The organism is Streptomyces sp. NPDC020807, from assembly GCF_040641575.1.
Classification (GTDB): Bacteria; Actinomycetota; Actinomycetes; order Streptomycetales; family Streptomycetaceae; genus Streptomyces.
In genome coordinates this window covers 177,399-196,762 of record NZ_JBFADU010000011.1, presented here as the reverse complement: position 1 = coordinate 196,762, position 19,364 = coordinate 177,399, and the positions used below count along the sequence as shown (strand labels likewise).

Genomic DNA, 19,364 nt, shown 5'->3' with positions numbered 1-19,364 from the left:
ACACCCAGTATCGGGGCGACCCTCCGCCTTGCGATCGCACGCACCGGACACCGCCGGGCCTGCCCTCCGGGCAGACGACGCCACTTTCGACACACTCCCCAGGCGAGTGCCGGCCGCGCTCAAGCCGGGGTCGGGTTGGAGGCGTGCGTGAGGGTCTCCCAGGCGACGAAGAGGTCGTCCGTGCCGCCCGGCCGCTGGCTCGCGGCGAGTTTCGCGGTCTGCGGGAGCTTCATCCCCATCCGGCCTTCGAGGTGGTTGAGCGCGACCTCGACGTCGGGGCCCATCGTGCGCTCGACCTTGCCCCCGCAGAGCCACTTGGGCGCGGTCTCGCCGAGCTGGTAGCGGGCGTGGAACTCCAGTGCCGCGCGGATCCGTTCGGCCTCCTCGCGATAGAGGTCGAGGCCCTGGTGCCAGGCGGTCTCGGCGATGTGGGCGGTGGCGGCGAGCGAGTACCCGATGTGCATGAAGTTGCGGCAGGTCTCCTGGCCGATGCCGTCGGCGTACGTCCGCTGCCCGAACCAGTACGTGGCCAGCTCGTCGGCCGTGTCGATGGTGCCGCCGGGCGGGGGCTTGGGCAGGGCCCCGTCGGAGGAGAGGTAGAAGTAGGCGGGGACTCGCGCCCTGAAGCGGCGTACGGACTCCTCGAAGACCGTGCGGTCTTCGAGGAAGACGGCCATGCCGATGGCCGCGTCCGTCATGGCCAGTTCCCAATTGCCGTTGTAGTCGGCCACCTCGGCGCTGACGGCGGGCAGATACGCCTTGCGGAGCATCCACTTGAACCGCTGCACCTCCGGCCCGCCCCACGCCGGGTATCCGGCGTGGACGATCTCCGCGGCGCGCGCCCAGGAGGAGCCGGACCAGGCGGTCTGGAGGTCGGCGTCGTCGCGGGTGTGCTCCTTCACCGTCTTCGACCAGGCGTCCATGATCTCGACGGCCTTCTCGGCGTGCGCGGCCCGGCCGGAGATCGACCACATGAGGGCGTGGGTGTAGGCGGCGATGGCGTCCTCTCGCTCGGAGACGCAGGCCTGCGTCCCGGCGTTCGAGGCGCAGGCGACGATCCTGGCCGGGTGCGGGGTGTAGTCGAGGTCCGCGTACGGGCTGTCGCCCATCGCCCGGTACGCGGAGGCCCAGGGCTCCTCCCCCGCTGCGACCCGGCGGCGCACGGCGGCCAGCTGCGCGCCGCCGACGAGGACGCCGGGGTGGCGGAAGGTGTCGGGGGCGACGGAGCGGGGCTGCTCGACGGCCGCGGGGGCGTCGGCGTCCGTGCCGCAGGCCGTGCCGAGGAGCAGCAGCGGGCCGAGCAGGGCGGCGAGACGGCGGCGGGAGCGCGGGAGCGGGCTCCGGCAGGGGCGCGGGCTTCGGCGTGGGCGTGGGCGTGGGTGCACGGGATCCACGCTGGCGCGGGCCGCCCGCGCGCGCATCCCGTACTACGCCGGGCAGTGGACCGCCCGGGCGCCGCCCCGGCTCCTCGCCCCCGACACTCCGGCCGCCCCGGTCCTCCGGTCTCCCGGCGCTCCGGCCGCCCAGGGGTGGCCGGGAGGGATCGGGCGGGGAGGGTCAGGCCGGGAGGGGGACGCAGAGTGCGACGAGCTCGTCCATGGACAGTTCGAGGACGCCGGCGAGGGCCGCGACGGTGAAGAAGGCCGGGGTGGGGGCCCGGCCCGTCTCGATCTTGCGGAGGGTCTCGGCGGAGAGTCCGGCCGCCGCGGCGATCTCGACCATGGACCGCTCGCCGCGCGCCGCGCGCAGCAGGAGGCCGAGGCGCTCGCCGCGCTCGCGCTCTTCGGGGGTCAGGGGGGTTCGCACCATGCCCCCATACTAATACCGCCGCCCCATTTTTATACCGGTATAGTAATGGGTCATGGTGGAGATCAAGACGAACGAGAACCTGGCGGCCATGCGTGAGGCGGGGCGGGTCGTGGCCCGCGCCCTCGCGGCCGTGAGGGAGAAGGCGGCGCCCGGCGTCGCACTGACCGAGCTGGACCGCGTGGCCAGGGAGGTCCTGGCGGAGGCGGGGGCCGGATCGCCCTTCCTCGGCTACCGGCCGGAATGGGCGCCGGTGCCCTTCCCCGCCGTCGTCTGCCTGTCGGTGAACGACGCGATCGTGCACGGCGTCCCCGGCGACACCCGGCTCGCCGACGGCGACCTGCTCTCGGTGGACTGCGGGGCGACGCTCGACGGCTGGGTCGGCGACTCGGCGATCAGCTTCACGGTGGGCCGCGCCCGGCCGGAGGACACGCGGCTCGTCGCCGCCGCCGAGGAGGCCCTGGAGGCCGGCATCGCGGCGGCCGTCGTCGGAAACCGGATCGGCGACATCGCGCACGCGATCGGGCGGGTCTGCCGGCGGGCGGGGTACGGAATCCCGGACGGCTTCGGCGGCCACGGCGTGGGCCGGAGCATGCACGAGGACCCGGGCGTCCCCAACGAGGGGCGCCCGGGCCGGGGCATGAGGCTGCGGCACGGCATGGTGCTCGCGATCGAGCCGATGCTCATCGGCGGCGGCACGGACGACCACTTCACGGCGGGCGACGGCTGGACGGTCCGCACGGTGGACGGCTCGCGCGCGTCGCACGCCGAGCACACGGTCGCGATCACCGACGACGGGCCGCGCGTGCTCACCGCACTCTAGGGTCCGGCCGGCGTCACGGCGCCGGCCGGACGACCATCGCCGAGCCGCCGCCCCTGCGGACCGTCTCCGCCGCGGCGACCCACCGGCCGTCGGGCAGACGCTGCACGCCGGTTGCGGCGCCGATCTCCGGGTTCTGCCGGAAGCCGTGCCCGATCGCCTCCAGCTCGACCCTCAGCGGGCTGTTCCACAGGCCGGGTTCGAGCTCGGTCGTGGCCTGGTTGCGCTGGCTGGCGCGGGGCGCGGCGATGGCGTCGACGAGCGGGAGGCCGCGGTCGACGACCCCGGTGAGGGTCTGGAGGACGGTGGTGATGATGGTCGCGCCGCCCGGGGAGCCGAGGGCGAGTACCGGCCGGTCGCGGTCGTCGAGGACGATCGTCGGGGAGATCGACGAGCGGGGCCGCTTGCCGGGGCCGGGGAGGTTCGGGTCGTGGACGGCGGGGTTGGCCGGGGCGAAGGAGAAGTCGGTCAGCTCGTTGTTGAGCAGGAAGCCCCGGCCCGGGACGGTGATGCCGCTGCCGCCGGTGGACTCGATGGTGAGGGTGTAGGCGACGGTGTTGCCCCACTTGTCGGCGACGGTCAGGTGGGTGGTGTTCTCCCCCTCGTACGTGGTCGGGGCGGCCGTCCCGCCGCTCGCGCACGGCACCGGGTTCGCCGGGTCACCGGGGGCGAGCGGGCTGGTCAGGACGGCGTCGTCCCGGATGAGGCAGGCCCGCGAGTCGGCGTACCGCTGGGAGAGGAGGCCCTTGGTCGGCACCGGCTCGAAGGCCGGGTCGCCGACCCAGCGGCCGCGGTCGGCGAAGGCGATCCGGCTGGCCTCGATGTACCGGTGGAGGTAGGCGGCCTCGGTGGCGGCGGAGAGGTCGGTGCCCTCCAGGATGTTGAGCGCCTCGCCCACGCTCGTACCGCCGGAGGAGGAGGGGGCCATGCCGTAGACGTCGAGCCCCCGGTACGCGAGCTTAGTCGGCTTGCGGAACTCGGTGTGGTACGCGGCGAGATCACGCTCCGTCAGGTCGCCGGGTCGGACGACGCGCGTGGCGCCTTCGCGGACCGGGGGCGTACGGACGGTGTCGACGATGTCCCGGGCGAGCGGGCCCTCGTACAGCGCGCCGACACCCTCACGGCCGAGGGTCTCGTACGTACGGGCCAGGTCGGGGTTCTTGAAGACCGAGCCGACGACGGGCAACTGCCCGCCGGGGAGGAAGAGTTCGGTGGTCGCCGGGAAGTCGCGGAAGCGGGCCTCGTTGGCGGCGGTCTGGGCGCGGAAGGTGGCGTCGACGGTGAAGCCGTCGCGGGCGAGCCGCTCGGCGGGTGCGAGGAGCGCGGAGAGCCGCTTGCTGCCCCAGGCGTCGAGGACGGTCTTCCAGGTGGCCGGGGTGCCGGGGGTGCCGACGCCGAGGCCGCTGGTCTGGCCCTGGTCGAAGGGGATGGGGACGCCGTTCTCCTGGAAGAGGCCGGGGCCGGCGGAGGACGGTGCGGTCTCGCGGCCGTCGACGGTGTGGACCGTGCGGCTCTTGGCGTCGTAGTAGACGAAGTAGCCGCCGCCCCCGATGCCCGCGGAGTACGGCTCGGTGACGCCGAGGGCCGCCGCGACGGCGACGGCCGCGTCGACGGCGTTGCCGCCCTTGCGGAGCACCTCGACACCGGCGGCCGAGGCGTCGGCGTCGACGCTGGCCACGGCGCCCCCGTAGCCGACGGCGACGGGGACCTTCGCGAGGGCCGGTGGCGCGGACTCCGGGGGCGCCGGGGGCGCCGGGGGCGCCGGGGGCGCTGCGGCCCCCAGCGAGAGCACCGTCGCCGTGACGGCGAGTAAAGAGACCTTCCCAGCGGCGGAGCGACGCATTCCCAACCTCCAGTCAACGACCGTCCGCGCAGCGTAACTTCCCGCACGCGAAACGTCAGGACCGCCTCGAAGCGACGGCACGGGGCTCGAACGGAGGGCCGTTCGGTCGCTAGCATGCGCGACCGTGAACGAAGACGTGCGGAACATCGTGCTCGGGGTCCTGGCGACCGGGATCAGCGGCTCCTTCGGCTGGCTGGCCCGTACCCACCTCTGGCGGCGCAGGCTGCGGCGCAAGCAGGCGTTCTTCGGGCTGCCGGGCGGCTCGGAGTGCCTGCTCGTGGTGAACCGTGAGGCCGGTGGGGACAACGTCGTGCACCGCTTCGACGTCTTCGCGCTGCTCGAACTCTCCGCGCTGGTCAAGGACTGCGGGGCGCAGGCCCGCATCCTGCCGCACGACACGGCGCACCAGGGCTTCGGCGACCGCACGGAGTTCTGCGTCGGCGGGCCGTACTCGAATCGCCGTACCGCCGCCCACCTCTCCACGCTCCTCCCCGGCGTGACGATGAACGTGGACGTGCAGCCCTCCGAGGTCCGGGGGTCCATCACCGTCGGCGGCGAGCGCTACCTCATGGAGAAGGGCGTCTCCGAGTACGTGATCCTTGCCCGGCTGACCGCCGGGGAGGGCGGCCGCCCGGTCTTCCTCTTCTGCGGGCAGCGCGCGATCACCAACCAGGCGGCGACCCGCTATCTGGCGCGCCACCACGAGAAGTTGGCGCGGACCCACCGCTCGGGGTCGTTCGTGCTGCTTCTGAAGGTGCTCAACACGCAGGCGTACGGCCCCGACGTGGTGGAGCTGGTCGCCGACGTCACGCGGGCCGCGCTCACGCCCGCGCCCGCGGACTCGGCGACATCCGCACCGGCAGCGACTTGATCCCGTTGATGAAGTTGGAGACGAGGCGCCGGGGCGGGCCCGCGAGGCGGAGGCCGGCGCAGGAGGCCCGGGTCTCCTCGTACAGCACGCGGAGCTGGAGCCGGGCGAAGTGCGCGCCGAGGCAGACGTGCGGGCCGTCCCCGAAGGAGACGTGCGGGTTCGGGGTGCGGGCCAGGTCGAGGCGGTGGGGGTCGGCGAAGACGCGTTCGTCGTGGTTGGCGGAGGCGTGGAAGACGACGACCTTGTCACCCGCGCGGATCTCCTGGCCGGCGAGCACGGTGTCCCGCGCGGCCGTGCGGCGGAAGGAGAGCACGGGCGGGTGGACGCGGAGGAGCTCGTCCACGGCCGTACCCGTGTCCACCCCTCCGCTCCACAGCCTCCGCTGCTCCTCCGGGTTCCCGGCGAGGGCGAGCAGCCCGCCGGGGGCTGCGGAGCGCACGGTGTCGTTCCCGGCGACGGTGAGCAGGAAGAAGAACATCTCCAGCTCGGCGTCGGCGAGTTCGGAGGTGGCGAGGGAGGTCATGACGTCGTCCGCGGGGTGCTCGCGCTTGTACGCGGCGAGCTCCTGGGCGTACGCGAACATCTCGGCGAGCATGGCGGGGGAACGGGGGTTGACGGGTCGCCCGTCGGCCCCGAGGACGGGCGGCTCGTCGGGGTCCTGGTAGGCGATGACCCGCTCGGTCCAGGCGTGCAGGAGCCCCCGGTCGCTCGCGGGCACCCCGAGGAGGTCGGTCAGGTTGAGGAGCGCGTAGTCGTCGGTGACGGCCCGGACGAGGTCGGTCTCGCCGCTCGCGACGGCGTCGGCGAGCAGTCTCGCCGCCCGCTCCCGCGCGGTCACGGCGAACCGCTCGATCCGCCCCGGCGTGAAGGCCCGACTGACGAGCCGACGCAGGCGCCCGTGCTGCGGCGGGTCCTGATTGAGCATCATGCGACGGATGAAGGGCAGGTCGGCGGGGTCGGGATCGCGGATCTGCGTGGCGCCGAGGTGCGAGGAGTACGTCTCCGCGTCCTTGAGCACGCGCACGACGTCGGCGTGCCGGGTGACGGCCCAGAACCCGGGCCCCGCGGCCCAGCCGAGCACCTCGGTCTCCCGCTGCCACACCACGGGCGCGTGCTGGCGCAGCAGTCGGAACCGGTCGTGCGGAATGCCGGCCGCGTAGATCCGGGGATCGAAGACGTCGGGAACCCCACTCGCGCCCACCACCACGCCTCGCGCCTCCCGCCAGAGCCCGCCCAGGGGTTAAGACGCTCCCATCATGACAGGTCAGAGCCGGTTTTCGTAGGACGGAAGGCACAGTTCGAGAGCCTTGTCCGACCCCTCCCCCGCCCCCGAAGATCTCCGTCGTGCATCACACGGCGAACAGGAGGCACATGGGGAACACGGAGAAGTTCGGCCAGGACGCGGTGCTGCGGGCGCGCGTACTGCTCCTCGGCTCGGAACCACCGAGCTGGTGGGAGGAGGTCACGGCCTACCGCGTCCTGGCGACGGTGAGCCCGGCGGCGTACCTGCCGAGGCTGGTGGCGGCGCTGCTGGAGTGTCGGACCAGGAGTGTGCTCGCGACCGACGCGAAGGCGGTGCTCGCCCTCCTGGCCGAGGCCGTGGAGGCGGCCCGGCGCATCGCCCCCGACGAGCCGGGCGGGCTCCGCCTGCTCTCCGAAGCCCTCCAGGCCCATGAGGAGGCCGCCCGCCACCTCGACGGCGATACTCCGCCAATCGTTACCGGCGCGTAACTTACCGACTGGTTACCACGGGTACGGCGCTCCGGTTACCGTCGGGTCACTTTCACTGCCCCCCATCAGTGACCCCCCAGTGAGGAGTGCCCCCGTGCGCACATCTCTTGCCCTCGCCGTCTCGGCCGCTCTCGTGGCCGGGGCGGCGGTCGGGTTCGCGCCCGTCGCGCAGGCGGACGAGGTCGGTGTCCGGTTCGTCGACATCGTCGGGGACGGCGGGACCGTCCTCAAGGCGAACGTCATCACGCCGGCCGGAGCCGACGGCAGCAGGCGCTACCCCGTGATCGTGCTCCCGACCAGCTGGGCCATGCCCCGGATCGAGTACCTCGTCCCGGCGATCCAGCTCGCCGACTCCGGCTATGTCGTGGTGAGTTACAACTCGCGCGGCTTCTGGGAGTCCGGCGGCGAGATCGAGACCGCCGGGCCGAAGGACGTCGCCGACGCCGCCAAGGTGGTCGACTGGGCCCTCGCCCACACGCCCGCCGACGCCGAACGCGTCGGCATGGCCGGGGTGTCGTACGGGGCCGGCATCAGTCTCCTCGCCGCCGCGCACGACCCCCGGGTCAAGGCCGTCGCAGCGCTCAGCGGGTGGGGCGACCTCATCGAGTCCATCTACAGCGGGCGGACCCAGCACCTCCAGGCCGCCGCGCTGCTCGGCGGCGCCGGGTACCTGACGGGCCGGCCCGGGCCCGAACTGCGGGAGGTCCTGGACGACTTCCTCTCGTCGAACCTCGACAAGGAGGACGAGATGATCGCCTGGGGCCGGAAACGGTCCCCCGCCACCCACCTGGACCGGATCAACGCCAACGGTGCCGCCGTCATGCTCGGCAACGCCTGGGGCGACACCATCTTCCCGCCCAACCAGTACGCGAGCTTCTACGAGAAGCTCACCGGTCCCAAGCGCCTGGAGTTCCGGCCCGGCGACCACGCCACCGCCGAGGCCACCGGTCTCTTCGGGCTGCCCAACGACACCTGGGACAGTACCCGCCGCTGGTTCGACCACTACCTCAAGGGCGTCGACAACGGCATCGACCGGGAGCAGCCCGTCCAGCTGAAGTCGCGCTCCACCGGGGAGTACGAGGGGTACGCGGACTGGAAGTCCGTCCACGCGAACCAGCGGAAGTTCGCCCTCGGCGACAGCGAGCACCTCTGGGCGAACGTGGACTCCGGCGCCAACGGCGGCGTCACCCTCCTCACCAACCTCCTGGACCAGCTCTTCCGGACCCCGCCGACCGTCTCCGTGCCCTTCCTCAACCGCGCCGTCGCCGCCGTCTGGCAGTCGGAGCGCTACGACACGGAGCAGAAGGTGCGCGGCACGGCGAGGGTGCACACCACGGTGACCCCCACGAAGGAGAGCGGCACCTTCGTCGCGTACCTCTACGACGTGGGCCCGCTCGGCGTGGGCAAGCTGGTGAGCAACGCCCCGTACACCTTCCACGGGAAGGCCCCGGGGCAGCCCTTCGGCGTCGATCTGGAGCTGTTCTCCACGTCGTACGACGTCCCGGCCGGTCACCGGCTCGCGCTCGTCGTCGACACCGTCGACCCGCTCTACATCGAGCACAACCCGACCGGCGCGCAGCTGACCTTCTCCTCCCCGTCGGCCGACCCCTCGTACGTGTCGGTACCGCTGCGGAAGGAGTGATCTCCGGCTGCTGCCGGGCGGGCAGGGCCTCACACCAGCTACTGCGCTCCCGGCAGCAGCGTTCCCGGTTCGGCCGGAGCGACGTCCACGGCCTTCGTCTTCGGGCTGTGGCGCTCCCGCCTGGCCACCCAGGTGGCGAACCAGGAGAGCAGCATGCACATCCCGATGTAGATCGGTGAGATGACGAGCACGACGGGGATGAACGGCAGGTCGTAGTCGAGGTTGGACGCGATGAGCTTCCCGGCGTGGAGGAACTCCTCGTAGGTGATGAGGAATCCGAGCGAGGTGTCCTTGAGGGCGACCACGAGCTGGCTGATGATGGCGGGCAGCATCGCGCGGACGGCCTGCGGCACGAGGACGTACGTCATGACCTGGGTCTTGCGCATGCCGAGGGCGTACGCTGCCTCACCCTGGCCCCGGGCGACGGCGTGGATGCCGGTGCGGAAGACCTCGGCGAGCACCGAGCCGTTGTAGAGGGTCAGTCCGGCGACGAGCGCGGGCAGCGGCTGCACCTTGAGCGCCACGAAGATGAAGAAGATCATCACGAGGACCGGCATCGCGCGGAAGAACTCGATGAGGACCGTGCAGATCCAGCGGAACGCGCGGCGCTCGGAGAGCCGGCCCACGGCGAGGACCCCGCCGAGCGCGAGCGAGAGCACCGAGGCGTAGGCGAAGGCCTTGAGGGTGTTGCCGAGCCCTTCGAGGAGCAGCTCCTGGATGCCCTCGTAGAGGAAGGGCGACCACTTGGTGGAGGTGAACTGGCCGGTGTCGAAGAGGAGGTAGAGGAACCAGCCGACCAGCGCGAGGATGACGACGGTGGACGCGAGGCCGTAGAGGAGGTGGCGTCGCCGGGCGTTCGGCCCGGGGATGTCGTAGAGGGCGGTGGACTCGGTCATCGGGCGACTCCCCAGCGCTTCTCCATGAGGTGGAAGACCGCGCTGATGGTGAGGGTGATGATGAGGTATCCGACGGCGATCCAGACGAAGGTCCAGACGATGTTGTAGCCGAGCTCGCTCAACGTCTTGTAGGTGCCGAGGAGTTCGGTGACGCTGAAGGCGCCGGCGATGGCCGAGTTCTTGGCCAGGGCGATGATGGTGGAGCCGATCGGCGGGATGACGGTGCGGAAGGCCTGCGGCAGGACGACCGTGGCCAGGGTCTGGGTGAAGGTCATGCCGAGGCTGCGGGCCGCCTCGCCCTGGCCGCGCGGGACGGTGTTGATGCCGGAGCGCAGGGCCTCGCAGATGAACGCCGAGGTGTAGCAGCCGAGCGCGAGGACGGCGAACACCTTGAAGGGCAGGACGAGTCCGAAGCGCGGCAGGCCGAGCATGACGGCGAAGAAGAGCAGGGTCAGCGGGGTGTTCCGCAGGACGGTGACCCAGACCGTGCCGAAGACGCGGAAGGATCCCACGGGCGCGACCCGGAAGGAGGCCATGACGAAGCCCAGGACGAGGGCCAGCACCGAGGCGTAGACGGTGAGTTCGACGGTGCCGAGGAATCCCTCTCCGTACAGGGCGAAGTTGTCTGTCAGTACGTCCATGTCAGCGTGGACCGTCCTCAGTTGGCCGGGTAGCGGTCGATGGGCGGCGGGGTCGGGGCGGGTACCCCGGAGAGGCCGAGGGTGGCGTCGTAGGCCTTCTTCCAGTCGCCGTTCTTCTCGTGGACGGCGAGGGCGTCGTCGAGGGCGAAGCGCAGGGCGGTGTCCCCGTGGGGGACGCCGATGCCGTACGGCTCCTTGGAGAACGGTTCGCCGACGACCTTGAGTTCGTCGGGGACCTTGGCGGCGTAGCCCATGAGGATGGTGTCGTCCGTGGTGACCGCGTCGACCTGGTACGTCAGGAGGTTGTCGACGCAGACCGAGTAGGTGTCGTAGGCGACGAGTTCGGCCTCGGGATGGTCCTTGGCGATCCGCTGGTACGGGGTGGAGCCCGCGGCCGAGCAGACGCGCTTCCCGGCGAGGTCCTGGGGCCCGTTGATGTCGTGCTCGTCGGTGCGGACCAGGAGGGACTGGCCCGCCTGGTAGTAGGGGCCGGCGAAGCCGACGAGCTTCTTGCGGTTGTCGTTGATGGTGTAGGTGCCGACGTAGTAGTCGATCTGGCCGTTCTGGAGGGCGGTCTCGCGGTTGGCCGAGGCGATGGTGCGGAAGTCGACGCCGGCGGGGTCGAAGCCGAGGGAGGCGGCCATCATCCTGGCGATCTCGATGTCGAATCCGGAGTAGCGGCCGGTGGCCGGGTCCTTCTCGCCCATGTAGGGCTGGTCCTCCTTGGCGCCGACGACGAGCTTGCCGCGCTTCCTGGCCCGGTTCCAGGTGGCGGAGTCGGGCAGGGTGAAGCCGGACTGGACGGCGTATACGGGGAGTTGGTCGGGCTGCGGGCCCTTGACGGGCGGGCTGCCCTCCCGGCCGCAGCCGCCGAGCGCCGTCGTCGCGGCGAGCAGCAGGGCGAGCGCGGCCAGGGTGCGGTGCGTACGCTGCATGGTTCCCACCCGGTCAGTGCTTGAGGATCTTGGAGAGGAAGTCCTTGGCGCGGTCGCTGCGCGGGCTCGTGAAGAACTCCTCCGGCGTCCGGTCCTCGACGATGCGGCCGTCGGCCATGAAGACGACCCGGTTGGCCGCGGAGCGGGCGAAGCCCATCTCGTGGGTGACGACGACCATGGTCATGCCGTCGCGGGCGAGTTGCTGCATGACGTCGAGGACCTCGTTGATCATCTCGGGGTCGAGGGCCGAGGTCGGTTCGTCGAAGAGGAGCGCCTTGGGGTCCATGGCGAGGGCGCGGGCGATGGCCACGCGCTGCTGCTGGCCGCCGGAGAGCTGGGCGGGGTACTTCTCGGCGTGCGCGGCGAGTCCGACGCGGTCGAGGAGCTCGCGCGAACGCCGGTCGGCCTCCTCCTTCCCGCGCCTGCGGACCTTGACCTGGGCGAGCGAGACGTTGGCGAGCACGGTCTTGTGCGCGAAGAGGTTGAAGGACTGGAAGACCATGCCGACCTCGGCGCGGAGGCGGGCGAGCGCCTTGCCCTCCTCGGGGAGTGGCTGTCCGTCGATGACGATCGTGCCCGCCTCGATGGTCTCCAGGCGGTTCATCGCCCGGCAGAGGGTGGACTTTCCGGAGCCGGAGGGGCCGATGACGACGACGACCTCGCCCCGCCCGACGGTCAGGTCCACGTCCTGGAGGACGTGCAGCGCGCCGTAGTGCTTGTTGACGCCACGCAGTTCGATCAGCGGATCGACGACGGCCATACGCTGCCCTGCCCCATTTCTCAGCGGTGTCGAGTCAGCGCAAACTATCCACCGGAAAAAGGGACTTCAGGGCGACACGCATGAAGCGGGAATAAGCCGTATTTACTGCAAAGGGGTGGAAGAGGCGGTTCTCCCCCGCCTCAGTTCTCCGCGGTCTCCGCGTACACCTGGGAGAGCTCGGGCGAGCCCGTCGCCGCCCAGTCCTGTCCGGCCGCGACGACCTCGACCTCGCGGCCGGAGGCGAGCAGGACGACCGGGCCGACGTCCGGGGAGAGCCGCCAGCGGGCGCCGGGCACGTTCCGCACGATCACGGTGCCGAGGTAGAGACCGGCGTCGTTCCCGAAGGAGGGGAGCTCCTCGGCGTCGTCGCGCCAGCGGGGCGGCAGCTGGTCGAGCTCCTGGAGCGAGCTCGGGGTGCCGTCGAGGGCCACCCCGGCCGACTCGACGCGGGCGCGCAGCAGTTCGCACTCGGAGAGCAGCTCGGCCCGGCCCTCCGGGTCGCGGTCGAAGGCCTCGGCCGAGGCGGAGTCGACCGATCCGGAGGGTTCGGACCCGTGTCGCTTGAGCCAGTGGTCGAGAAACGGAATGTTCATCCGAGCAGCCTCGCACCGTCACCTGTCGGACGACCACTCGGCACGCGGTAACGATCTCCGCACGGCCGAGCGGAAGGGCCTGTTCCGTACGGTCGGTTCAGACGTCGAGGTCGACGACGACCGGCGCGTGGTCCGAGGCGCCCTTGCCCTTGCGCTCCTCGCGGTCCACGTAGCTGTCCGAGACGGCCTCGGTGAACGGCTTGTTCCCGTAGACCAGGTCGATGCGCATGCCCTTGTTCTTCGGGAAGGCGAGCATGCGGTAGTCCCAGTACGTGTACGGGTGGTCGTACTTGAGGGGGCGCGGGACCACGTCGCTCAGGCCCGTCTCGCGCAGGCCCGCGAGCGCCGCCCGCTCCGGCTCCGTCACGTGCGTGGCGCCCTCGAAGAGCGAGCGGTCCCACACGTCGTCGTCCGTCGGCGCGATGTTGTAGTCGCCGAGGACGGCGAAGGGCCGCTCCCCCGCGGCGTCGTCCGCGACGGCCGCCTTGAGGGCCTCGAGCCAGCGGAGCTTGTACGCGTAGTGCTCGTGGGCCACCTCGCGGCCGTTCGGCACGTACACCGACCAGAGGCGGACCGGGCCGCAGGTCGCGGAGATCGCGCGGGGCTCCTGCACCGCGTCGTACTCCGGGCCGGCCGGCAGGCCGGTGACCACGTCGGCGAGACCGACGCGGGAGAGCAGCGCCACGCCGTTCCACCGGCCCGTGGCGTTCACCGCCGCCTCGTACCCCAGCTCGCTCAGCTCCGCGAAGGGGAACTGCTCGGCGGAGCACTTGGTCTCCTGGATGCACAGCACGTCGGTGCCGCTGCTCTCCAGCCAGGCCAGGAGGCGGGGCAGCCGGGCGGTGATCGAATTGACGTTCCAGGTGGCGATGCGCATGGACGCAAGCCTACTGGCGGGGTCCGACAGAGGCGTTCTAGAGCGCCGTGGACTCGCCCGGGGCGAGGCGGGCGTGCGCGGTTCCGCCCAGGGCGCCGATCTGGTTGTCGTAGATCGGGCGGGCGAGGTCGGTGAGGAGGGCGTCGTGGATGTCGTACGCCCGCTGGGGCCCGACCTCGCGGACGTAGTCGATGACCTCGGAGATCTTGCTCCAGGGGGCCATGACGGGGAGGAGGAGCGTCTCCACGGGCGCGTCGGGCACGGTGAGGGCGTCGCCGGGGTGGAAGACGGAGCCGTCGACGAGGAAGCCGACGTTGGTGATGCGCGGGATGTCGGGGTGGATGACGGCGTGCAGTTCGCCGTGGACGTGCACGTCGAAGCCGGCCGCCGTGAACGTGTCGCCGTGGCCGACGGTGTGCACGCGGCCGGGGAAGGCCGCCGAGATCCGGTCGGCGACGCTCTTCAGCGTCCAGATCTCGACGGCCGCGTCGGCCTCCAGGGCGGCCCGCAGCCGGCCCTCGTCGAAGTGGTCCGGGTGCTCGTGGGTGACGAGCAGCGCGTCGGCGCCGAGGACCGCGTCCTCCTCGGTGAACATCCCCGGGTCGAGGACGAGCGTCCGCCCGTCCTTCTCGAGGCGGACGCAGGCGTGGGACTTCTTCGTCAGCTTCACCCCGTCAGATTACGCGGGCGGGGTCGTCTCCTCCTGGATGACCCGGGTGACGACGCGCAGCGCGGTCTCCGCGGCCGGGAAGCCGCAGTACACGCCCGCGTGGAGCACGATCTCGCGGAGTTCCTCGGGCGAGAGGCCGTTGCGGAGGGCCGCCCTGGTGTGGTCGGCGAGCGCCTCGCGGTGGCCGCCGGCGACGAGGGCCGTCAGGGTGACGACGCTGCGGGTGCGCCGGTCGAGGCCCTCGCGGCTCCAGACCTCGCCCCAGGCGTAGCGGGTCAGGAGGTCCTGGAGGGGGCTGTCGGGGTCCTCGGCGAGGGCCCGGTCGACGTGGGCGTCGCCGAGGACCTCGCGGCGCAGGCCGAGCCCGGTCTCGTACGGGTCGGGGCGGGGGGCCTCCACCGGTTCGGCGCCGGGGGTCTCGGCGGGGGGCTCGGCCTCGGCGCCCGGGGCCGCGGCGACGGGCGCCACGACCGGCGGCGGCGGGGGCACGGCCAGGGTGCCGCTCGGCTCCTGCGCGCTGTTCGCGAAGTGCTCGGTCAGCAGCTCGGTGACGGCGGCGGGCTGCTCGACGGGCGTCAGGTGCGAGGCGCCGGGCACGACGGCGAGGCGCGCGTCGGCGATGCCGGCGACGAGGGTGCGGGCGTCGGCCGGGCTGGTGACCCGGTCCTCCGAGCCGACGACGACGAGGGCGGGGACGCCGACGCGGTCGAGGGCCTCACGGACGTCGAAGACCGCGAGGGCCTCGCAGGCGGCGACGTAGCAGACCGGGTCGGTGGTGCGGACCATCTGCACGGCCCAGTCGACGATCGCGGGCTGCGCCCCGGCGAAGACCGGGGTGAACCACCGCTCGGGCGCGGTCCTGGCCATCGGCTCCATGCCGTTGGTCCGCACGATGACCCCGCGCTGCCGGAACTCGTCGGCGGTGCCGAACCGCGGCGAGGTCGCGACCAGGGCCAGCGAGGCCACCCGGTGCGGCGCGCGGAGGGCCAGGTCGAGGCCGACCGCCCCGCCGATGGAGCAGCCCGCGTAACCGAAGCGCTGGACGCCGAGCTCGTCGAGGGTGGCGAGCAGCCGGTCACCGAGCTCGGCGACCGAGGTGAACGGCGTGGCCGGCGCGCCACCGTGCCCGGGAAGATCGAAACGGACGACCCGCCAGTCACGCGTGAGCTCGGGTATCTGCCGGTCCCACATGTGCCACGTGGTCCCGAGGGAGGGGCCGAGGACGAGGACAGGGGCTTCCTCGGGCCCGTCCGAGCGGTATTGCAGGGTGTCTACGTTTGTCTCACTCACCCGCACGACCCTCTCATCCCCCGGGGCCGTTCGGAAAGCCGGGGCCCGGCCGGCCGGGGCGGGGCCGACCGGGTCCGTGCGGGGTGGGTCAGCGGACGCGCCAGGTGAGTGAGTTGCCGGTCGCGTTCCGGACGGCGGGGTCGCGGACCGCGGCCGTGGTGTCGGTCGCGGTGGCGGTGACGCGCTGGCCGCTCCGGGTGGCGCCGAGTTCGGCGGGGGTGACCGAGAGGTCTCCGGTCGCGGACGCGACCTGCTTGCCGTCGACGTACCAGGTCAGGCGCAGGCCGGCCAGGCCGGTCACGGGGGCGAGGCTCACGGTGAGGGGCTGGGACGCGCCGACCCGCTGTCCCGTCGGGACGGTGGAGGTCAGGGCGTCCGCGTGCGCGTAGAAGCCCTTGATCATCGTCTCCCGGCCGACGTGGTTGAAGTCGGTGGAGACGAGGCTGCGCATGAGCGAGGTGTCGGTCGGGCGGTAGACGCCGGTCTCGTAGTAGTCGCCGCCCTCGTAGGTGCCGACGGTCGAGCCGGTGGGGTCCTGCTCGCCGAGCCAGCGGTACCACTTGCTCGTGCCGAGGTCGGCGGTGACGGAGATGTTGGCGCTGCCGGACGAGTTGTACGGGTAGGCGCCGTACCCGGCGTACTGGTACTCGTCTGCCAGGCCGCCTATCGAGTGGCCCAGTTCGTGCGCGCCTATCAGGTACGACTTCGCGTTGTCGGAGGACATCGTCGCGATGCCGCGGTAGGAGGCGCCGGCCGGCGGCGGGGAGAAGCTGTAGCCCGCGCCGCCGTACTTGGGGGAGTTGGCGATGACGAAGACGATGTCGGAGGCGGGCGCCTGGTTGGCGTACGCGGTGACCTTGGCGTCGTCGACGCAGAGCAGCCGCTCGATGCCGTCGCAGAAGAAGTAGGAGCTGAGGGCCGTGTCCTTCACGGCGTCCGCGATGGGGTCGCCGGAGACGCCGGACTCGGCGGACTCGGTGTCCACCAGCCAGATGTTGAACAGGCCCCGGTAGCTGGCGTACGGCTCGATGGCGAAGACCGCGTCGAGCGTGGCCTGCGCGTCGGCCCGGAAGTCGGCCCGCTGTGCGGCGGTGTAGCCGTCGCCCATGACGACGAGGTCGAGGCGTCCGGCGACGGGGCCGGTCTCCTGGACGGGCGTGACCGTCGCGGCGACGGCGTCGGCGGCGGTCGAGGACTGGTGGCGGGCGATCCCGGCGGGTGCGCCCGCCGGGACGTCCCGGTGCCGGGGATGGAACCCGGGGCCGTCGAAGTACTCGACCTCGTGGGTGACCGCGGTGCCGGGAGCGGTGTCGCGGGCGGGGGCCGCGCCGGCCGCGCCCGCCCCGGCGAGGAGGGCCGCGGCGGTGACGGCGGCGCCGGCGGAGGCGATCCAGCGTGTACGGGCAGATCCGTGTCTGGGCACGACGAACCTCTCTAAAGCAGGGAGTTAACTGTGCTTAAGTAGCCGCTTAAGCTAGGGGTTCGGAGCTCCGGGACACAAGACCCGGGCGCGAGGCGGACGGGCGCGGGAGCGCGACGGCGGTCACGTCCGCCGCTCGCGCCACGGGCGGGCGGCGGAGGCGCTGGCATGATGGGACACATGGCGAAGCGGGACGACCCCGAGACCATCGGCCGCAGGGTCCAGGAACTGCGCCGACGGCGCGGACTGACACAACGGCAGCTGGCCGAACCCGCCTACACCCCCGCCTACGTGTCCACCGTGGAGGCAGGCCGGGTGCGCCCCTCCGACGAGGCGCTGCACCACCTCGCCGACCGGCTCGGCGTCGCCTACGAGGAGCTCGCCACCGGACGCCCCGCCGGCCTCGCCACCGACCTGCGGCTGCGGCTCACCGAGGCCCAGCGCGCGCTCACCGACGGCGAGGCCGAGCGGGCCGCCGTCCAGTACGCGGCGCTGCTCGCCGAGGCCGAGACGCACGGGCTCCCCGAGGAGCAGGCGACGGCCCGGCTCGGCCTCGGGGAATGCCACCTGGAGACCGGCGACCTGTCGGCCGCCCGCGACCACTTCGAGCACGCCGAGCGGGTCCTCGCCGAAGCCTCACTGCCGGCGCGCGTCCCGGCCCGGCGCGGCCGCGCCGTCGCGCACTACCTCGCGGGCGAACTCCGGTACGCCGTCTACCTCCTGGAGTCCACCCTCGACGAGCTCAACCTCGCCGGGCTGCACGACCCCGACGCGCTGCTCCTGCTCTACACCGCCGCGATCGGCCCCTACATGGACATGGGTGCCCAGGCGCGCGCCGCGCAGGCCGCCGAACTGGCGCTCGCCCTCGCCCCGCAGGCCGGGGACCCGGCCCTCATCGCCCGCATGCACCGGTCGGTCGCCCGCACGCTGCTCGCCGAGGGCAGGATCGCCGAGGCCGACGCCTCGCTCGCCAAGGCCGCCGAGATGTACCGCCAGCTGGAGATCCGCACCGAACTGGCCAACTGCCGCTGGATGCGGGGGTACGTGTACGCGCAGAACGGCGACCTCGCGCGGGCCGAGGAGGAGCTGCGCGCCGCCCGGGCCATGCTGTCCTCCCGCCGGGCCGCCCTCTACAGCAGCCAGGTGACCGTCGAGCTCGCCGACGTGCTGCACCGGCGCGGCCGGTCGGAGGAGGCGGCGGAGCTCCTCCGCGAGGTCCTCGGAGCCCTGTCCCCCGAACGCGGCGCGGTCCACGCCGCCGCCGCGCACCGGCTGCTCGGCATCATCGCCGAGGACGCCCGCGACACCGAGGCCGCCGAGGAGCACTACGTCCGTGCGATGAGCCTCCTCGAACGCGCGGGGGCCGCGGGGGACCTCGCCGACCTGTGCCGGCTCCTGGGAGACCTGCTGCGCCGCACCGGCCGGGTGGAGGCGGCGCTCGACGCGTACCGCACGGGCCTCGGCCACCGCACGGCCGGCAGCACGACGCTCGGGCCCGCGCCCGCCCAGCCGCCCCTGTGACAGCCGGGGTGAATCCTTTTCGCGGCGGGGCCCCTCTTGTCCGTGACATCGAGACGCCCGGCCCCGCGGGGCCGGCGGAACCTGAGGAGACACCCATGATGGTCACGGGCATCGTCGTCGTCGGAGCCCTGCTCGTGGGGGCGTGCGCCTGGCACCTCTCGCGCCGCTTCCGCCAGGGCTCCCGGTAGGGACGAGGAGAGATGACCACACGTTTCACGTGGCCGGACGAGCGGCTGATCAGGGCCGCTCAGGACGGCGACGTCACCTCGCTCACCACCGTCGTCATGGAGTCGCAGCCCCATGTGCGGAAGTTCGCCCTGTCGCTGTGCGCCTCGCCGCAGGACGCGGAGGACGCGGCGCAGGAGGCGCTGATCATCCTCTACCGGAAGATCGGCACGCTGCGGGCCACGGGCGCGCTGGCCTCCTGGATGTTCCGGATCGTCCGGAACGAGTGCCTGCGGCACGTGAGACTGCTCGCCACGCGCGCGCGTGAGGGAGCGTCGGACGCGTCGGCGGAGGCGTACGCCCCGGAGGAGCCCTCCGCCGAGGAGGCGGTGCTGCGCCGCCTCGACGCGGAGCGGATCGCCGCGGCGATCGCCGCGCTCCCCCGCGACCAGCGGCAGGTCCTGGTCATGCGGGACGTGCAGGGGCTGCCGGGCCGGGCCGTCGCGCAGGCGCTGGGGCTGAGCACCCCGGCGATGAAGTCCCGTCTCCACCGCGCGCGTGCCGCGCTGCGGGAGGCCGTCGAACCGCCCGTGGGAGGTGCCGCGTGAACCGGTCCGGATCCGGGGACTTCGCCAGCGCGTCCGTGCCGCGCCACCTCGCGCGGGGCGCGGTCGGCTTCGGTCTGGTCGCCGCCGCCTTCGCGCTGCTCCCGGCCGTCGGGCCGGGCTCCCTGCTGCTCGCCCCGCTCGCGCTGATCGCCTTCCGGGGCTGTCCGACCTGCTGGATGGTCGGCCTGGTCCAGACGGTCTCGCGGGGGCGGCTGAAGCGGAGCTGCGAGGACGGGGTGTGCCGGCTGACGACGGGGCCGTAGAGGGGGACCCGG

The 19,364-nt window shown here is 72.6% G+C and carries 20 protein-coding genes; 7 read left to right on the top strand and 13 right to left on the bottom strand.

Annotated elements, in window-relative coordinates; all coding sequences use genetic code 11:
• Positions 1-119 precede the first annotated feature (119 nt).
• Complete coding sequence (locus AB0G79_RS18970) at positions 120-1,289, bottom strand: alginate lyase family protein (protein WP_360807793.1); 1,170 nt, start codon at positions 1,287-1,289, stop codon at positions 120-122.
• A 268-nt stretch (positions 1,290-1,557) separates the two neighbouring features.
• Positions 1,558-1,809 carry a helix-turn-helix transcriptional regulator gene (locus AB0G79_RS18965; RefSeq protein ID WP_360807765.1) on the bottom strand — a complete coding sequence of 84 codons (252 nt, stop codon included), beginning with the start codon at positions 1,807-1,809 and terminating at the stop codon, positions 1,558-1,560.
• A gap of 52 nt (positions 1,810-1,861) precedes the next feature.
• On the opposite strand from AB0G79_RS18965, the gene map reads away from it, so the two are divergent.
• Complete coding sequence (gene map, locus AB0G79_RS18960; protein WP_360807763.1) at positions 1,862-2,629, top strand: type I methionyl aminopeptidase; 768 nt, start codon at positions 1,862-1,864, stop codon at positions 2,627-2,629.
• Positions 2,630-2,642: 13 nt separating this feature from the next.
• Here the strand turns inward: map and ggt are convergent, their stop codons facing one another.
• Complete coding sequence (ggt, locus tag AB0G79_RS18955) at positions 2,643-4,469, bottom strand: gamma-glutamyltransferase (protein WP_360807761.1); 1,827 nt, start codon at positions 4,467-4,469, stop codon at positions 2,643-2,645.
• A 124-nt stretch (positions 4,470-4,593) separates the two neighbouring features.
• Here ggt and AB0G79_RS18950 point away from each other — a divergent pair, with 124 nt between their 5' ends.
• The gene (locus AB0G79_RS18950) at positions 4,594-5,340 is read left to right on the top strand and encodes a hypothetical protein (RefSeq protein WP_360807760.1); all 747 of its coding nucleotides are present in this window, start codon (positions 4,594-4,596) and stop codon (positions 5,338-5,340) included.
• Here the strand turns inward: AB0G79_RS18950 and AB0G79_RS18945 are convergent.
• On the bottom strand, positions 5,291-6,544 hold the full coding sequence (locus AB0G79_RS18945; RefSeq protein ID WP_360807791.1) for a cytochrome P450: 1,254 nt from the start codon (positions 6,542-6,544) through the stop codon (positions 5,291-5,293). The genes AB0G79_RS18950 and AB0G79_RS18945 overlap by 50 nt on opposite strands.
• 167 nt (positions 6,545-6,711) lie before the next feature.
• On the opposite strand from AB0G79_RS18945, the gene AB0G79_RS18940 reads away from it, so the two are divergent.
• A complete protein-coding gene (locus tag AB0G79_RS18940; protein ID WP_360807758.1) occupies positions 6,712-7,071 on the top strand; it encodes a hypothetical protein in 360 nt (119 codons plus the stop codon).
• Between the two features lie 94 nt (positions 7,072-7,165).
• A complete protein-coding gene (locus AB0G79_RS18935; RefSeq protein ID WP_360807756.1) occupies positions 7,166-8,713 on the top strand; it encodes an alpha/beta fold hydrolase in 1,548 nt (515 codons plus the stop codon).
• A gap of 38 nt (positions 8,714-8,751) precedes the next feature.
• On the opposite strand, the gene AB0G79_RS18930 is transcribed toward AB0G79_RS18935, so the two are convergent.
• The 9 genes from AB0G79_RS18930 to AB0G79_RS18890 all read right to left on the bottom strand — a co-directional run bounded on the left by AB0G79_RS18930 (position 8,752) and on the right by AB0G79_RS18890 (position 16,798).
• Positions 8,752-9,609: an amino acid ABC transporter permease gene (locus AB0G79_RS18930; protein WP_360807754.1), complete on the bottom strand. Its 858-nt coding sequence runs from the start codon at positions 9,607-9,609 to the stop codon at positions 8,752-8,754.
• On the bottom strand, positions 9,606-10,250 hold the full coding sequence (locus tag AB0G79_RS18925; RefSeq protein ID WP_360807752.1) for an amino acid ABC transporter permease: 645 nt from the start codon (positions 10,248-10,250) through the stop codon (positions 9,606-9,608). The genes AB0G79_RS18930 and AB0G79_RS18925 overlap by 4 nt, the downstream gene beginning before the upstream one ends.
• A 17-nt stretch (positions 10,251-10,267) precedes the next feature.
• A complete protein-coding gene (locus AB0G79_RS18920; protein WP_360807750.1) occupies positions 10,268-11,185 on the bottom strand; it encodes a glutamate ABC transporter substrate-binding protein in 918 nt (305 codons plus the stop codon).
• Positions 11,186-11,198: 13 nt separating this feature from the next.
• Complete coding sequence (locus AB0G79_RS18915) at positions 11,199-11,945, bottom strand: amino acid ABC transporter ATP-binding protein (protein WP_360807748.1); 747 nt, start codon at positions 11,943-11,945, stop codon at positions 11,199-11,201.
• 140 nt (positions 11,946-12,085) lie between these two features.
• Positions 12,086-12,538: a DUF6278 family protein gene (locus tag AB0G79_RS18910; protein ID WP_360807746.1), complete on the bottom strand. Its 453-nt coding sequence runs from the start codon at positions 12,536-12,538 to the stop codon at positions 12,086-12,088.
• Between the two features lie 97 nt (positions 12,539-12,635).
• Positions 12,636-13,415 (bottom strand): exodeoxyribonuclease III, encoded by a 780-nt coding sequence (locus AB0G79_RS18905; protein ID WP_360807744.1) that lies wholly within the window; start codon positions 13,413-13,415, stop codon positions 12,636-12,638.
• Between the two features lie 37 nt (positions 13,416-13,452).
• The gene (locus AB0G79_RS18900; protein WP_360807742.1) at positions 13,453-14,085 is read right to left on the bottom strand and encodes an MBL fold metallo-hydrolase; all 633 of its coding nucleotides are present in this window, start codon (positions 14,083-14,085) and stop codon (positions 13,453-13,455) included.
• A gap of 9 nt (positions 14,086-14,094) precedes the next feature.
• Complete coding sequence (locus AB0G79_RS18895) at positions 14,095-15,375, bottom strand: alpha/beta fold hydrolase (RefSeq protein WP_360807740.1); 1,281 nt, start codon at positions 15,373-15,375, stop codon at positions 14,095-14,097.
• An 88-nt stretch (positions 15,376-15,463) separates the two neighbouring features.
• Positions 15,464-16,798, bottom strand: a complete 1,335-nt coding sequence (locus AB0G79_RS18890; RefSeq protein ID WP_360807738.1) for a M64 family metallopeptidase — start codon at positions 16,796-16,798, stop codon at positions 15,464-15,466.
• Positions 16,799-16,975: 177 nt separating this feature from the next.
• Between AB0G79_RS18890 and AB0G79_RS18885 the strand changes: the two genes are divergently transcribed.
• The 3 genes from AB0G79_RS18885 to AB0G79_RS18875 all read left to right on the top strand — a co-directional run bounded on the left by AB0G79_RS18885 (position 16,976) and on the right by AB0G79_RS18875 (position 19,352).
• Positions 16,976-18,316, top strand: coding sequence for a tetratricopeptide repeat protein (locus AB0G79_RS18885; RefSeq protein WP_360807736.1), 1,341 nt, complete (start codon positions 16,976-16,978; stop codon positions 18,314-18,316).
• Positions 18,317-18,516: 200 nt separating this feature from the next.
• Complete coding sequence (locus AB0G79_RS18880) at positions 18,517-19,089, top strand: RNA polymerase sigma factor (RefSeq protein WP_360807734.1); 573 nt, start codon at positions 18,517-18,519, stop codon at positions 19,087-19,089.
• The gene (locus tag AB0G79_RS18875) at positions 19,086-19,352 is read left to right on the top strand and encodes a hypothetical protein (RefSeq protein WP_360807732.1); all 267 of its coding nucleotides are present in this window, start codon (positions 19,086-19,088) and stop codon (positions 19,350-19,352) included. The genes AB0G79_RS18880 and AB0G79_RS18875 overlap by 4 nt, the downstream gene beginning before the upstream one ends.
• Positions 19,353-19,364 lie beyond the last annotated feature (12 nt).